Here is a 14,390-nt window from a genome sequence, read left to right as displayed (position 1 = left end):
CTTGAATGGTGTGGTTAGCGTTGATGTGACCGTGCCTGCTTGAGTGCCGCCTCGGCACCGCTGCGCATCAGGCTGATGTCGGTGGCCACGGCCACGTAGTCGAAGCCGTCGGCGATATAGCGGGCATTCAGCTCCGGATCGGCCATCAGGATGCCGATCGGCTTGCCGCAACGGTGAGCGCGCTCGCGGGCGTCATGGATGGCAGCCTGCACTGCCGCATGCCGGACGTTACCCAGGTGCCCCATCGTGGCGGCCAGGTCGGCCGGCCCGACGAAGATGCCGTCGATGCCGTCCACCGCGGCGATGGACTCGAGGTTCTCCAGGGCCTTGGGTGTCTCCAGTTGCACGAGCAGGCAGACCTCCTCGTTGGCGCGCTGGCCGTAGTCGGCATCGCGCCCGTAGCGGTTGGCGCGTGTGGCCAGCGACACCCCCCGAATGCCCAGCGGCGGATAGCGCACTGCCGCAGCGGCGCGCCGTGCGTCGTCCGCCGTATCCACCATGGGCACCAGCACCGTCTGCGCGCCAATGTCGAGCAGGCGCTTGAGCACTACCGCATCGTTCGTGTTCGGCCGGACCACTGCCGACATCGTCGTCTGGGCCACCGTGCGCAACTGGTCCAGCACCATCGGCACCTCGTTGGGTGCGTGCTCGGTGTCGAGGAGAATCCAGTCGTAGTCAGACTGCGTCAGGACTTCAACGACATTGCTGGAGGCCAGCATGCTCCAGATGCCGAGTTGCTGCTTGCGGGCGAGCAACTGTGCCTTGAACCGGTTGCGCTGCATGGAAAAGCCCCACCGAAGGTTAGAAGGAGTGGCGGATACCCAGACCCACACCGATTGGCGACCCGCCCGGTGTACGGCTTGCCACCGCAGTGACAACCGGGTTCACGTCATAGTCATAGGTGGCAAACGAGCCGTTGTGAATGCGGCTGACGTAGGCCTGCAACATGGTGCGCTGCGACAGCCAGTAGTGGTAAGCAAACACCATCTGCTGGGCGCCAGTGTGCTCACGCTGCGCATCCGAGCACTGGCCGAACTGCGCCGCGCCAGAGCATTTAAGCGGGCGCGCCACCGAGTAGCTGAAGATGAAATCCTGCGCGCCGACCTTCTGCATGACCGACACGCTGAAGGCGTCACGGTAGGTCTCACCGCTGCCAGTGGATGCGCCCGTGCCAAAGATGCCCTTGGAGCCCAGCCGATCCCAGCCCACCGAAAAGTTGGTCGAGCCTGCTGACAGCCACTTCGCTTCGTAGCGTACGGCCACGCGGTGTTCGTAATCGTTCGAGTAGCCTGCTGCGGCGACCCCCATGCCTGCGCTGGCTGCACCCGAGAGGCCTGCGCCCGCGCCCAGCAATGCCTGGCCACGTCGCGTTTCGTAAGCATAGGCCGCGTAGATCGGGCCGTTCGCGTACTGCGTCCCGGCGCCCCATGCATACATGCCGTTGATCGGCTTGCCCGCGCTGCCACCCACACTGCTGTTGGTGGGGCCGACGCCGCCCTCGCCCGGCGAATACACCACCTGCGCGCTCAATCCGCCCAGTATGTCGGGCGTGGTGTATTCAATGGTGTTGGCCAGGCGCGCGTTCAGGTTGGTTTGCGTGCCGTTGAGCGTAGTCATGATGCCAATGTTGTTGGCAATCGACGTGCTGCCCGGAATAAAGTTGAGCTTGCCGCCCAGGCCGCGCATCGGCGTTGTCATCAGACCCATCTGTACCGTGCCGAGCTTATCGCTGCGCAGGCCGACGAACTGGTCACGCCCGCTGGGGCCGGAACCCGTGTCGGCATTGAAGCCGTATTCAATCTGGAAGATGGCCGACAGACCGTTACCCAGATCCTCATTGCCGCGCAGGCCCCACAGCGAGCTGTTGCTGGAATCCTTCACCGCCATCGGCACGTTGCCGCCCACCTTGTTGGCGCCCGTGGTGCGAACAGCCTCGACCGTGTTGTCGATCACCCCATACAGCGTCACCGAACTCTGTGCATGCACGTTGACGGTCGCACACATCGCCGCCACCGCGCCCGCTGCGCAAGAGAGTTTCGTCTTCAAACCCATTTCCTTTCTCCTTGTGGATCTCTGTCTTCTTTGTGATTGCGTTGTGGTTTTCACCCGTGGCAGATCCACTGCGGGAAACCGGTCTCTCAGTTCAACCGCAGTTCAGTCGTGCGATCGAACAGATGCAAATGCGCCGCCGGAATGCTGAGACTGGCTTGCGCGCCGTGCTGCAGGCCATAGGCCTGGCGGTCGCGCCCGGTTGCGGCAAGTGCGCCGACCGGGGTGTCACAGACGAGCAGCGTCTCGGCGCCGTAAAACTCGCCGCTCTTCACGCGGGCGTTCACCCGGATGTCCTGCGCCCCATCGTCCGCACCAATGCGGATGTGCTCGGGGCGGACGCCACAGACGATCTCCTGGCCATCGTGCACGGGGGCGCGGTCCGGCAGTGCAATCTCGATGCCCTCCGCGCAGCGGATGGCGGCCTGGTCACCACGCACCTTGGCCACGCCCTCGAAAAAGTTGATGGCCGGTGAGCCGATGAACTGCGCGACGAACCGGTTCACCGGGCGGTCATACAGCTCGACCGGCGTGCCGACCTGCTCGACACGGCCATCGCGCAACACGACGATGCGGTCGGCCAGCGTCATGGCCTCGACCTGGTCGTGCGTCACATACACACAGGTGGTGCGCATGCGCTCGTACATCTCGCGGATCTCCGCACGCACGTGGTGACGCAGCGCGGCATCCAGGTTGGAGAGCGGCTCGTCGAACAGGAACACCGACGGCTTACGCACAATGGCGCGCCCCATGGCCACGCGCTGGCGCTGTCCGCCAGAGAGCTGGCGCGGATAGCGGTCCAGCAACTTGTCGAGCGCCAGCGAACGCGCGATCTCATTCACGATGGCATCGATCTCTGCTTTCGGCCGCTTGGCGAGCTTCAGGCTGAAGCCCATGTTCTCGCGCACGGTCAGTTGCGGATACAGCGCGTAGCTCTGGAAGACCATCGCGATGTCACGCTCCTTCGGGTGCAGTTGCGTGACGTCACGCCCGCCGATGCGCACGGTGCCGCCCGACACTTCCTCCAGGCCGGCGATGATGCGCAACAGCGTCGACTTGCCCGAGCCGCTCGGGCCCACGAGCACGCAGAATTCACCGTCGCGGATGTCTACCGAGACGTTCTTGATGATGTGCTGGTCACCAAAACGCTTGTCGATTGCGTCCAGGGTCACGGAAGCCATGGTTCGCTCCTCTTTCTGTTCTGATCGGTTACCGGGTTCAGCCTCAGCCCTTCAACGCGCCGGACGTCAGCCCGCGCTGGAAGTGCTTCTGAAGGCCAAGGTAGAGCCCCACGCTGGGAATCATTGCCAGCAGCGTGACGGCGATGAAGACGTTGGGCGAAATGTGTTCGTCCGTGCGCAGCGAGGCCAGCACCACGGGCAGCGTGTACAGCGTCTCGCGGTTGACCACGATGAGCGGCAGCAGGTATTGGTCCCAGATCATCAGGAAACCGAAGATGGCCGTGGTGCCCAGTGCCGGCTTGACCAGCGGCAGCACAACGTTGAAGAAGATCTGCCACTCGCTTGCGCCGTCGATGCGCGCGGCCTCTTCCAGCTCCATCGGCACGGCCTTCATGAACTCGGTCAGCACGAAGATCGAGAACGCCCAGCCGGCCACCGGCAGGATCATCCCGAGGTAGGAGTTCAACAGGCTCGCGTGCACCACCGGCAGCTTGCCGAGCACGAGGTACAACGGAATGGCGATGACCTCTTCCGGCAGCATCATGGTCGACAGGAACAACAGGCTCACGATGCCCGCGCCGACAAACTTCTTGCGGGCCAGTGCATAGGCCGCCAACGCGCTGACGGTCATCTGCAATGCCAGGCCGCCCACCACCACCACGCAAGAATTCAGCAGATTGCGCCACGCGCCAGCCTCGCTCCACGCATAGACGAAATGCTTGAGCGACGGGTGCGACGGCCACAACTGGAGCTGGCCCGGCTGCACGGTATCGGCATTGAAAGCGGTGGCGATCATTGCCCAGTACGGGCCGGCAAACACAGCCACGACCACTGCGTACAGCAGCCAGCGGACAGCCGTACCGGCCACCCCCGAAAGCCGAACGCCGGATTGCGCAGGCGCCATGGCAACGGGTTGCCCGGAAACGATCGGTTTAGCGCTCATGACGTTTGCTCCGCTGCCGCAGGGCCAAGTAGGTGACGGTGGTCACCGCCGTGAAGAGGAACAGCAGGCACGACACGGCAGAGGCATAGCCGTAGTCGAACTGCACGAAGCCGGCCTTGTAGACGTACGTCATGACGACTTCGGTAGCGCCGCCAGGGCCGCCGCCCGTGCTCGAATACACCTCGGTAAACACGCGCACACCGCGAATGAAACCGAGCACGCCCACGATCACGAAGGTGTGGCGGATGGCAGGCAGCGTCACGTACCACAGGCGGTGGTGCCAACGTGCGCCATCCACGGCGGCCGCGTCGTACAGCTCGCGGTTCACGCCGGTCAGGCCCGCGATGAAGATCATCATGTCGTAGGGCACGGTCTTCCAGATCTGCATGGCGATGAGCGAGCCGAGAGCGAGATCGGGGTCGGAGAAGAAGCCTGCGGGTGCCACGCCAAACCAGCCGAGGATCGTGTTGCCGATGCCCTCCGGCGTGGGCGCCAGCAGGATCTGCCAGATCTGCGCGACCACGGCAGCGCTCGTCACGGCCGGCAGGAACATCGCCGTGCGGATGATGCGCAAATGGCGCGCCGGGCCTTCCAGTGCCAGCGCCAGGAAGAAGGCGATCGCGGCGGAGGCGATGACCGACACCGCCACATACAGCGCCGTCTGCACCACAGCCGCATGCAGATCGGAGTCGGCAAAGGCGCGCTCGAAGTTCTCGAGCCCCACCCACTGCCAATCCGAGCCGAAGTGCACCTGGTAGAAGCTCATCTCCAGCCCACGCAGCATCGGCACGAACTTGAACGTGACAAACACCGCAATGGCCGGCAACAGGAAGAGCCACGGCACGATCGGATGGCGTGTGGCCAGCCCGCGCGCGTTGCGTTTCATGGTGAGTCGCATGACAAGCCCGCCATCAGTTTGCAGCCACGCGCTGGCGGGCCAGTTCCTGGTTGACCTTCTTGTTCAGGTCTTTCAGGCCGGCATCGATATCGCTGCTGCAGTTGGCCAGGATGCGGTTCAGGCCGTCGGCCGTGAGCTGGCGCATGCTCATCCAGTCAGGAATGGCAGGTGCGTAGTGCGCGCTCTTCTCGTACACGGTTTCGACCGTCTGCCAGCGCGGGTCGTTGTAGACCTTGCCGGCATCAACCGTCTTGTTGACCGGCAGGCGCACCACCGGAAAACCGCCCGGATGCATGCCCAACTTCTGCCCTTCCGGCGACGTGAGGAACGCGATGTATGACAGCGCCGCCTGCTTGTTGGCCGAACGCGTGACATACGCCAACTCGCCTTCGCCCAGGCTGTCCGCTTTGCCGGCCGGGCCCGGCGGCGGTGCAACCACCTCGATCTTGTCGCGGCCCGGCTCCTGATCCACGACTGCGATGTGATACGGGCCACTGAAGAAGATGCCCGTCTGGCCGGAACGGAAGCTGGCGATGGCATCGGCCGTGGTGGCGTTGATGGCGCCCGGCTGCGTCACCTTGTCGGTGCACAGCATCTGGCGGAAGTAGGCGACGGTCTTGGCGGCGGCGGGCTCATCCAGCGCGCCGCGGAACTTGCCCTTGCCATCCGGGCGGATGAAATCGCCACCCGCCTGCCACAGGAAACTGCTCATGAACCACGTGGTGTAACCACGCGTGGCCGAGGCGGGGAACGTAAAGCCGTAGACCGGTTTGCCGGCGCCTGCCGGTTGCATCGTGGTGAAGGCCTTGGCCAGCTTCGCCATGTCATCCCACGACTTCGGCTGCGGCAAGCCGAGCTTCTCGCGCCAGTCCTTGCGGATGAAGAACACGAACGACTGCACCGACACCGGCACCGCGTAGTACTTGCCGTTGTAGCCCTGCGCGCCCTGCCAGGCACGGTCCTGGATATCGGCGCCGCCGGGGAAGCCCGCCCGGTCGATCTCGGTAGCCACACCGGTCTTCATCATCAGACCCAGCGACGAGCTGTCGTTGATGATGACGTCGGGCAAGTCATTGCCGGCAATGGCGCGCGACAGACGCTGCTCGTAGTCCGTCATCGCATTGAAGTACTCGACCTTGATGCCGGTCTTCTTGGTGAACGCGGCTGCGATGTTGTCGTAGGTCGTGCGCGCATCCGGGTTGGAGCGCGTCCAGACACGCAGCGTGGTCTGCGCCTGCACGTGCGATGCGAATCCGAGCAGTGCCGCGCATGCCGCGCCAGATGCCATCAGCCGCGCAAACAGGCGCGTGCGTTCCCTGGTGATCTTCATCTTGTCTCCTGCTTGTTCTGTCGGCCCGGCGTCCAACGTATGTGGCGCCGTGCTCGTTCATCAACTTCCACGCCCCGGCTCGGGCAAGCCGCGCCAGCCCTGCACTGCCCCTTACCCTTACGCGGTGGCGGGCATCCGCAACTGCGCGAGCAGGCCGCCATCAACGGGCAACACATGCCCGGTGATGAACGACGCTGCGCTGGACGCCAGAAACAGCACCGGCCGCGCAGCCTCTTCCGCCAACCCATGACGGGGCAGCGGCAAGCCGCGTGCGGCAGCCGGGTCGACGTTCTTCGTGTGGGAATGCGGAATCTGTGCCGGCGCAATCGCGTTCACGCGAATACCGTGGTGGCCGAAGTCCACTGCCAGACAGCGCGTCATGGCATCCACGCCGCCCTTGCTGATGTCGTAGATTGCGTTGTTGCGGTGCGCACGCTGCGCCCCCGGCGACGACACGTTCACCACGACCCCCGGATGCGCGCGCCCGATCCAGCCGCGGATCACATCCAGGCTGAGCGCGTACATGGCACGGAGGTTGACGGAGACGATCTCGTCGAAATCCGTGAGCGTGCCGTCTGCCGTTGGCCTCTTGGTCTGGGTCATGCCGGCGTTGTTGACCAGCACGTCGATGCCGCCACGCTCTGCCGAGCGGTCGATGATGGCCTGGCGATGCGCACCATCCGCCATGTCACCCATGACGATGTCGCAGCGCTCACCCAGGCTCTTGCTCAGGGCATCGAGTGCTTGGCGATTGCGGCCGGTGGCGACCACGTGCGCGCCGGCACGGTGGAATTCGCGCGCGATGGCTGCGCCGATCGCGCCGCTGGCGCCGGTCACGACAGCCAACTTGCCGTGGAAATCGAACTGAGTGTGCATAGCGAGGAAGCGGTTGAAAGAGAACTTCTTGGAAAACGGTTTCCAAACTATAGGGACCGACCAAAATCAAGTCAACCGTTTTCCTAAATTTCCGCATTCGTGAAAACCCGCATCCGTCGTCAGAGGGCTTCCCCAAAGCGATTCGCTCGCCACCTTTCCGCTCATACCAACCGGAACGTACCGCCATCCTTGCATCACCACTCAGTCAAAGATGGCTTAGATACGCAAAAATTCTGTTTTCTCCTTCCCGCTTTCTGCCGAACTCAGCCTCTGTACTTTCTTTGCAAGCCAGGCAGCTGACCCCTCGGTTTACGCCTTCAGGAAAATTGTTTACGATAGGAAAACGTTACCCTAATATTCCTAGCGGCAGACCAGCCGCCCCATCCGCAACAGGAAGCCCGCCATGAAGATCACCGCCGTCCGCGTCACTCCCATCGCCATCAGCGATCCGCCTCTGCTCAACGCCAGCGGCGTGCACGAGCCGTTTGCACTGCGCTCCATCATCGAGGTGGAGACTGACAACGGGCTCGTCGGCCTGGGCGAAACCTACGGCGACAAGCCGGTGCTCGAAGGCCTGCTGCGCGTGAAGGATTCCCTCATCGGACTGAGCCCGTTTGACCTGAACGGTCTGTGGCAGCGTGTGGCGGCGGCAGGTGCTCCGGTGTCGCAGGGCGTCGAACTGGACGTCGCGCCGGGCTCCGCGGCCAGCAAGGGGGATCGCAAGGTGTTCGGCGGGTTCGAGGTGGCGTTCGTGGATCTGCAAGCGCGCTCGCTCGGCATTCCCGTGCACGCGCTGCTGGGTGGCGCCGTGCGTCGCAAGGTGCCGTTTTCCGCCTACCTGTTCTTCAAGTTCGCCAGCGATGTCGACCCGTCGTACAAGCCCGACGCGTGGGGCCCCGCGCTCAACGCCGAGCAGATGGTCGAACAGGCCCGCAAGATGATCGACGAGTACGGTTTCGGCAGCATCAAGCTCAAGGCCGGCGCGCTGGAGCCCGAGGTGGAGGTGGCGTGCCTGAAGGCGCTCAAGCGCGCCTTCCCCAACCACCCGCTGCGTATCGACCCGAACGCCAACTGGTCATTGGAGACGGCCAGCCGCATGGCCGAGCTTCTGCAGGGCGACCTGGAGTATTACGAAGACCCCACCCCGGGCCTGGAGGGCATGGCTGCACTGCACAAGGCCACCGGCCTGCCGCTGGCAACCAACATGGTGGTGACCGACATGGACGAGTTCCGCCGCAACGTGTCACGCAATGGTGTGCAGATCGTGCTGTCTGACCACCACTACTGGGGCGGCCTGCGCGCCACGCAGACGCTGGCGGCGATGTGCGAGACCTTCGGACTGGGCCTGTCGATGCACTCCAACTCGCACCTGGGCATCAGCCTGATGGCGATGACGCATCTGGCCGCCGCCGTACCCAATCTGACCTACGCTTGTGACACGCACTACCCGTGGCAGGACGACGAAGTGCTCAAGGGCGGCAAGATCGCCATTGAGGGTGGTTGCGTGAGCGTGACCGACGCGCCGGGCCTGGGCGTCGAGATTGACCAGGATGCGCTGGCCACCCTGCACGAGCAGTACCTGCGCTGCGGCATCACCAACCGCGACGATGTCTCGCAGATGCGCAAGTTCCGCCCCGACTGGACACGCAAAAAGCCGCGCTACTGATGCCACACTACGAATCCTCACCAACGCTGCACTGAACAACACGGAAGAACATCATGGCAACCATCGGTTTCATCGGTCTGGGCATCATGGGCGCCCATATGGCCCGCAACCTGCTCAAGGGCGATCACACGCTTGTCGTCAGTGGCAAACACTCGGTGCCCGATGACCTGCGTGCACGCGCCACGGTCGTCGCCAATTCCGCGGCTGTCGCCCAGGCGGCGGACATCATCATCGCCATGGTGCCGGATACGCAGGACGTGGCCAACGTGCTGTTTGGCGAAGATGGCGTGGCCCAGGGCCTGACCGCCGGCAAGCTGTTCATCGACATGAGCTCGATCTCGCCGATCGAGACGCAGGCCTTCGCCAAGCGCATCGAAGCGCTCGGTGCCGACTACCTGGATGCCCCTGTGTCGGGCGGTGAAGTTGGCGCACGCGATGCCACGCTCACCATCATGGTGGGCGGCAAGGCGGCGGCGTTTGAACGCGCCAAGCCGCTGTTTGCACTGATGGGCAAGAACATCACGCTGGTGGGCGAATCCGGCGCCGGACAAACCTGCAAGGTGGCCAACCAGATCATCGTGGCACTGACCATCGAGGCGGTGGGCGAAGCGCTGCTGTTCGCGTCCAAGGCCGGCGCCGACCCTGCGCGCGTGCGCGAGGCGCTGATGGGCGGCTTTGCCTCGTCGCGCATCCTGGAGGTGCATGGCGAGCGCATGATCAAGCGCACGTTCGACCCGGGCTTCCGCATCGAACTGCACCAGAAAGACCTGAACCTGGCGTTGGACGGCGCGCGCAAGCTCGGCATCGCCCTGCCCAACACCGCCAGTGCACAACAGCTCTTCAGCGTGTGCGCGGCCAACGGCGGTAAGGCATGGGACCACTCCGCCATGGTGCGCGCGCTCGAACTGATGGCGGACCACACCGTCGCCTGAGGGTACTGGCGCAGCACGGTGCGCCATCCACGCCATCCACGCCAATGCGCACCGGTGGAAAACGTTCTCCACCTATAATTCCACACCATTGGCCGCTGCCGTTTTCGTGCAGCGGCCTACTCTCTCGCCCCTCCCCTGCACGTACGTGCCACCCGATGAAAAAGAGCTCTCCGACCATTCGAGACGTTGCAGCCGCTGCCGAGGTATCCGTGGCCACCGTGTCGAAGTATATGAACGGCGCGCAGCGTTTTTCCGCGCCGGTGGAAGCCAAGCTCAAGGCCGCCATCGAACAGCTCGGCTACCGCTCCAACCCGCTCGCGCGCTCGATGATCACGGGCAAGACACGCACCATCGGCCTGGCCATCCTCGACATCCGCAATCCGCACTTCACCAACATCGTGAAAGGCGCCAACCGGATTGCCCTGCAGAATGACTACACGCTGCTGCTGGTGGATACGGAAGAAAGCCAGGAGCGCGAGCGACAGTTGATCGAAGCGCTTGCACAGCGCGTGGACGGCATGATCGTCAGCTCGCGCATGCCGGAAGAAGCGATTCAGTGGATGGTCGAGTTGAACAAGCCGGTGGTGCTGTTTGGCCGCACACGTGAACTGCAGATTCCCAGCGTCGGCTCAGACAGCCATCTGGCAGCCTACATGCTGGCGAAACACTTGCTGAACGAAGGCCACCGCCAGGTGGCTTACCTGGGCTTCGGCCAGTCACGCTGGAATGCAGAGCGCATTCGCGGGGTATCGGAGTGCTTTCAGGAGGCCGGCCTTACCGTCGACATTCACGACGCGCACGCCCCCTCGGCACAGGCCGGCGAACAGGCCTGTTCTGCCATCATGCTTGCGCCCAAACGCCCGCAGGCGGTGATCTGCTACAACGACTTGATCGCACTCGGCTTCATGAAGGAAGCGCGCGCACTCGGGTTCAACTTGCCTGATGACGTATCGGTGGTGGGCTTCGACAACGTGCCCTATGGGGAGTACTCCTCCCCCGCGCTCACCACGATGGACTTGCAGAGCGAGCGCATGGGTGAGGTGGCCATGCAGAAACTGCTCGACCTGCTGGCCGGCCAGGATGGCGATGGCGAATATGCGCTGCTCGAACCGCGCCTGGTTGTGCGTGAATCCACCCGGCGCCGCGAAGCGGTGGCAAACGCCATGCCGCTGCCTGCCGCCAAATCACGGCGCAAGGCCTAGAGAGCGCGCGGCGCCGCACCGCTAGACGACAGTCTGGCAGCGCGGCACCGCGTCAGACCATCAGAACGAGTGATGCACCCCGGTGCTGACAACGATCTGACTACGATTGGCCGACACGCCCACGCCGTTGATCGCCGCCGATTGCGCATCGCCTGAGGCGCGCTGATACGTACCCTGCAAATACACTTGCGTCCGCTTGGAGAACGCATACACATTGCCCACGCTGAACTGGTTCCAGCGTGCGCTTTCGTACTTGCTGAACGTGTAGCCGACATTGAGCGTATTCGCAGCGGTGTAGTGCCACGCCGTGCCCAGGTCGACGTTCTGCGAGCGGGCATTGGCGCCGCCCAGCGTGATGCGCGTCTGCGTGTAGACCGCGTTGATCTGCACCGGCAGGCTGCTGAACTGGTACAGCGTGCCCGCACCAAACGACTTGACCGAGCTCATCGGCGTCATCACGCCCGGCACCAGCGTCGTGCCCAGCGTGTTGGTGATCCCCAGACGACCGGCAATGTCCAGCGCGCGGTCGTTCGAGGCCGTGTACGCCGCTGCCGCACGGAAGCCGCCGTTGCTGTAGTACGCGCCCAGGCTGTAGCTGCGGCTCTTCGAGGGCGAACCCGGCACCTCGCCAAAACCGTACATGCCGCCCAGTTGCAGCCCGCCGAAGATGGGCGAGACATAGCGCACGGCGTTGTCGATCTGGAACTGGTTGGCCAGGTTGTCGAAGTTGCCCGGGTGGAACAGGTAGAAGTTGGTGAGCTGGAAGCCGTTGCTCAGGCGGCCCAGGTAGTCGAACATGAAGTCCGCCTGATGGCCGAGTTGGATGTTGCCCAGGCGCTCATTCGACAGGCCGACCCATGCGGCGCGGTTGAACAGCTTGCCCGCCACCACGCTGTTGCCGGTGTCGCCCAGAAAGCCCGATTCCAACTGGAAGATGGCTTGCGTGCCGCCACCCAGATCTTCCGAGCCACGGAAACCGAAACGGTCCGGCTGCATCGTGCCCGGGTCCACGCGCATGGCAGAGCCGCTGGTCGCACCGCTTTTCAGGTTGTTGATGTAGGCCACGCCCTGGTCGATGCTGCCATACAGCGTCACGTTGCTCTGCGCGGCAGCCGTACCGGCCAGGCTCATCGCCGCCACGGCGAACAGTGTCTTCCTCATTTTTGCTTCCTCCGTTGGCCGGGGTGTCGGGCCCCGCCAGTTGTTATCGCCCGCCTATTGGCAGACCGTTATCGATCGTTCCACCTATGAAACGATGTTTAAGAAATTGGCACCGTAAAAAAAGAGAGCGCGCGGCTGGTCAGGCCGGCGCTCAACTGCTTAAAGATCAACCACCAGCCGCTTACCCTTGCAGCCGGATACGCAGACCATCATGGTCTGGTTAGAGGCACGCTCGCTCTTGGAGAGCACGCTGTCCCGATGCTCGGGTTCCCCCTCCAGCACGCGCGTCTCGCACGAGCCGCACACGCCTTCCTTGCAGCTGTATTCCACCTCCACGCCCACTTCCAGCAGCGCATCCAGCAGTGACTTGCCGGCGGGCACACACAACTCCGAGCCGGTGCGCGCCAGCTTGACCGTGTACTCCCCCTCCTGCACCGACGACACTTCCGCATCCGCGGCAAAGCGTTCGATGTGGACATTGGTGTAGCCCAGCGCTTCGCATGCGGCCTCGAAGGCGCGCAGCATCGGGCCGGGGCCGCAGCAGTAGAAATGCGTCTCCGCCGGATGGCCTGCGAGCAGGGCCTTCAGATCCGGCGGGCCGCCGGCGTCTGCGTCAAAGTGAAAGCGCACGGCATCGCCATGTGCCGCCAGATCGTCAGCAAAAGCGGCTTCGGTGCGTGAGCGGGCGCAGTAGAGCATCGAGAATGTCTTGCCCTGCTCTGCCAGCCGGCGCGCCATGCACACGATAGGCGTCACGCCAATCCCACCGGCCACCAGCACCGTGCGCGGCGCGGCTTCATCCAGCGCGAAGTTGTTGCGCGGGCCGCCAATCTTGAGCGTCGAGCCCACACGCAGTTGCTCATGCACGTAGCGCGAGCCACCACGGCTGTTGCGGTCGAGCAGCACGCCGACCACATAACGGTCACGCACCTCCGGCGCACCGCACAGCGAGTAGCTGCGCACCAGGCCATTGCCCAGGTGCAAGTCGATATGCGCGCCCGGTGCGTACTCGGGCAGGGTCTTGCCGTCCACATCGCGCAGCTCCACGCTCACGATGCCCTGGGCTTCGTAGCGCATGGCATGCACGCGCAGGTTGAGGGGGGGATTCGTACTCATGACTGACACGTCTCTCAACTTCAGTTCAGCGCTTCTCGGTGAGGAACTTGCCCTCAACCTTGCCGGCATCCTTCTGCCGGCGCGTATTGCCGTCGATGCCGCCGTCGATAGCCCATTCGGCAAACACGGTCGGACCGGGCTCGAAATCGCGCGGCTGCCATTCGCCATTCAGTTGGTCTTCATCGGCGTAGTACTCGATCAGGCCGCCGGCGGGGTTCTTGAAGTACCAGAAGTACGCCGACGAGATCGGGTGACGACCTGGACCGAGCTGTGTATCCCAGCCGCAGCGCGACACATGCATGCCGCCGCCAAACACTTCGTGGATATCGCGCACGGTAAAGGCGACGTGGTTCAGCCCGCTCTTGGCCTGCGGCAGTTGCAGCAGGAACAGATCATGGTGGCCGCCTTCCGGCTCGCAGCGCAGGAAGGCGCCGCGGCCCGGATAGTGATCCGACGGTACGAAGCCGAGCTTCTCGATGTAGAAGCGCTCGGTGGTCTCCACGTCCTTCACGAAGAACACCACGTGCCCCACTTCGATGGGCGTAGCGCGTTCATAGATGGGGCTGGGTTGATTGAGGCGTGGCTTGTCTGTCCACGTGTTCATCGCGGCGCATTGCACATCGATGTCGTGCTTGGCGGTCAGTTGCACCCGCACAGCCAGGCCGTTGGGGTCGATACAGCCAACACGGCCATCCGCATGGATGTAGCCCGGCTGATCTGCCAGCTTGTCGGCCAGACGATCCAGCACGGCTTGCGAATCCGCACCCCAGATCACTTCGCGCAGCGTGGGGCCAGCCTCCATGGCCGGCGGCAGCGTGGCATCGTCGCTGCGCTTGACGCGTACGCGGCAACCGTTGAGTGTTTCGAACAGCAAGCCACTGGCGTCTTCTGCCTTCAGCGTGAGGCCCCAGTCCTGGAAGAACTGCTTACAGGCGGCAAGGTCGTCGGCACCGTAGACGATTTCGTCGATGCCTCGAATGGTATTCATCTTCATCTCCTGCTTGGCGCCGCGTGGCCTCGGGTGGCCGGCGAGCGC

The 14,390-nt window shown here is 63.9% G+C and carries 13 protein-coding genes; 3 read left to right on the top strand and 10 right to left on the bottom strand.

All coding sequences use genetic code 11. The features are described from left to right. Positions 1–14 precede the first annotated feature (14 nt). From F7R11_RS23335 to F7R11_RS23305, 7 genes are all read right to left on the bottom strand, one after another. The gene (locus F7R11_RS23335) at positions 15–782 is read right to left on the bottom strand and encodes an HpcH/HpaI aldolase family protein (protein WP_064807416.1); all 768 of its coding nucleotides are present in this window, start codon (positions 780–782) and stop codon (positions 15–17) included. Between the two features lie 19 nt (positions 783–801). Continuing rightward, positions 802–2,046 carry a porin gene (locus F7R11_RS23330; protein WP_167317207.1) on the bottom strand — a complete coding sequence of 415 codons (1,245 nt, stop codon included), beginning with the start codon at positions 2,044–2,046 and terminating at the stop codon, positions 802–804. A 92-nt stretch (positions 2,047–2,138) separates the two neighbouring features. Next, on the bottom strand, positions 2,139–3,230 hold the full coding sequence (locus F7R11_RS23325) for an ABC transporter ATP-binding protein (RefSeq protein WP_064807420.1): 1,092 nt from the start codon (positions 3,228–3,230) through the stop codon (positions 2,139–2,141). A gap of 43 nt (positions 3,231–3,273) precedes the next feature. Next, entirely contained in the window at positions 3,274–4,173 is a 900-nt protein-coding gene (locus tag F7R11_RS23320) for a carbohydrate ABC transporter permease (RefSeq protein ID WP_197495063.1), read from the bottom strand. Continuing rightward, on the bottom strand, positions 4,163–5,059 hold the full coding sequence (locus tag F7R11_RS23315) for a carbohydrate ABC transporter permease (RefSeq protein ID WP_021193954.1): 897 nt from the start codon (positions 5,057–5,059) through the stop codon (positions 4,163–4,165). Before F7R11_RS23315 ends, F7R11_RS23320 begins: the two co-directional genes overlap by 11 nt. Before the next feature lie 25 nt (positions 5,060–5,084). After that, positions 5,085–6,401, bottom strand: coding sequence for an ABC transporter substrate-binding protein (locus F7R11_RS23310; RefSeq protein ID WP_064807423.1), 1,317 nt, complete (start codon positions 6,399–6,401; stop codon positions 5,085–5,087). Between the two features lie 117 nt (positions 6,402–6,518). Then, on the bottom strand, positions 6,519–7,277 hold the full coding sequence (locus F7R11_RS23305) for an SDR family NAD(P)-dependent oxidoreductase (protein WP_021193952.1): 759 nt from the start codon (positions 7,275–7,277) through the stop codon (positions 6,519–6,521). A 403-nt stretch (positions 7,278–7,680) separates the two neighbouring features. Between F7R11_RS23305 and F7R11_RS23300 the strand changes: the two genes are divergently transcribed. The 3 genes from F7R11_RS23300 to F7R11_RS23290 all read left to right on the top strand — a co-directional run bounded on the left by F7R11_RS23300 (position 7,681) and on the right by F7R11_RS23290 (position 11,077). After that, the gene (locus F7R11_RS23300) at positions 7,681–8,943 is read left to right on the top strand and encodes a glucarate dehydratase family protein (protein ID WP_064807426.1); all 1,263 of its coding nucleotides are present in this window, start codon (positions 7,681–7,683) and stop codon (positions 8,941–8,943) included. Positions 8,944–8,996: 53 nt separating this feature from the next. After that, positions 8,997–9,875, top strand: a complete 879-nt coding sequence (locus F7R11_RS23295; protein ID WP_064807428.1) for a 2-hydroxy-3-oxopropionate reductase — start codon at positions 8,997–8,999, stop codon at positions 9,873–9,875. A 155-nt stretch (positions 9,876–10,030) separates the two neighbouring features. Beyond that, positions 10,031–11,077 (top strand): LacI family DNA-binding transcriptional regulator, encoded by a 1,047-nt coding sequence (locus F7R11_RS23290; RefSeq protein ID WP_064807431.1) that lies wholly within the window; start codon positions 10,031–10,033, stop codon positions 11,075–11,077. Positions 11,078–11,137: 60 nt separating this feature from the next. On the opposite strand, the gene F7R11_RS23285 is transcribed toward F7R11_RS23290, so the two are convergent. From F7R11_RS23285 to F7R11_RS23275, 3 genes are all read right to left on the bottom strand, one after another. Continuing rightward, a complete protein-coding gene (locus F7R11_RS23285) occupies positions 11,138–12,238 on the bottom strand; it encodes a porin (RefSeq protein ID WP_064807433.1) in 1,101 nt (366 codons plus the stop codon). Positions 12,239–12,397: 159 nt separating this feature from the next. Then, complete coding sequence (locus F7R11_RS23280) at positions 12,398–13,354, bottom strand: PDR/VanB family oxidoreductase (protein ID WP_064807449.1); 957 nt, start codon at positions 13,352–13,354, stop codon at positions 12,398–12,400. A gap of 25 nt (positions 13,355–13,379) precedes the next feature. Beyond that, positions 13,380–14,342: a VOC family protein gene (locus F7R11_RS23275; protein ID WP_064807451.1), complete on the bottom strand. Its 963-nt coding sequence runs from the start codon at positions 14,340–14,342 to the stop codon at positions 13,380–13,382. Positions 14,343–14,390 lie beyond the last annotated feature (48 nt).

Origin of the sequence: Ralstonia insidiosa (assembly GCF_008801405.1) — a bacterium.
Lineage (GTDB): Bacteria > Pseudomonadota > Gammaproteobacteria > Burkholderiales > Burkholderiaceae > Ralstonia > Ralstonia insidiosa.
This window is presented reverse-complemented; position numbering and strand designations above follow the sequence as displayed.

Coding starts and splice junctions, on each gene's coding strand:
- F7R11_RS23325 (WP_064807420.1), bottom strand. CDS start 3,230: ATGGCTTCCGTGACCCTGGACGCAATCGACAAGCGTTTTGGTGACCAG.
- F7R11_RS23275 (WP_064807451.1), bottom strand. CDS start 14,342: ATGAATACCATTCGAGGCATCGACGAAATCGTCTACGGTGCCGACGAC.
- F7R11_RS23310 (WP_064807423.1), bottom strand. CDS start 6,401: ATGAAGATCACCAGGGAACGCACGCGCCTGTTTGCGCGGCTGATGGCA.
- F7R11_RS23290 (WP_064807431.1), top strand. CDS start 10,031: ATGAAAAAGAGCTCTCCGACCATTCGAGACGTTGCAGCCGCTGCCGAG.
- F7R11_RS23305 (WP_021193952.1), bottom strand. CDS start 7,277: ATGCACACTCAGTTCGATTTCCACGGCAAGTTGGCTGTCGTGACCGGC.
- F7R11_RS23285 (WP_064807433.1), bottom strand. CDS start 12,238: ATGAGGAAGACACTGTTCGCCGTGGCGGCGATGAGCCTGGCCGGTACG.
- F7R11_RS23280 (WP_064807449.1), bottom strand. CDS start 13,354: ATGAGTACGAATCCCCCCCTCAACCTGCGCGTGCATGCCATGCGCTAC.
- F7R11_RS23335 (WP_064807416.1), bottom strand. CDS start 782: ATGCAGCGCAACCGGTTCAAGGCACAGTTGCTCGCCCGCAAGCAGCAA.
- F7R11_RS23315 (WP_021193954.1), bottom strand. CDS start 5,059: ATGAAACGCAACGCGCGCGGGCTGGCCACACGCCATCCGATCGTGCCG.
- F7R11_RS23300 (WP_064807426.1), top strand. CDS start 7,681: ATGAAGATCACCGCCGTCCGCGTCACTCCCATCGCCATCAGCGATCCG.
- F7R11_RS23320 (WP_197495063.1), bottom strand. CDS start 4,173: ATGAGCGCTAAACCGATCGTTTCCGGGCAACCCGTTGCCATGGCGCCT.
- F7R11_RS23295 (WP_064807428.1), top strand. CDS start 8,997: ATGGCAACCATCGGTTTCATCGGTCTGGGCATCATGGGCGCCCATATG.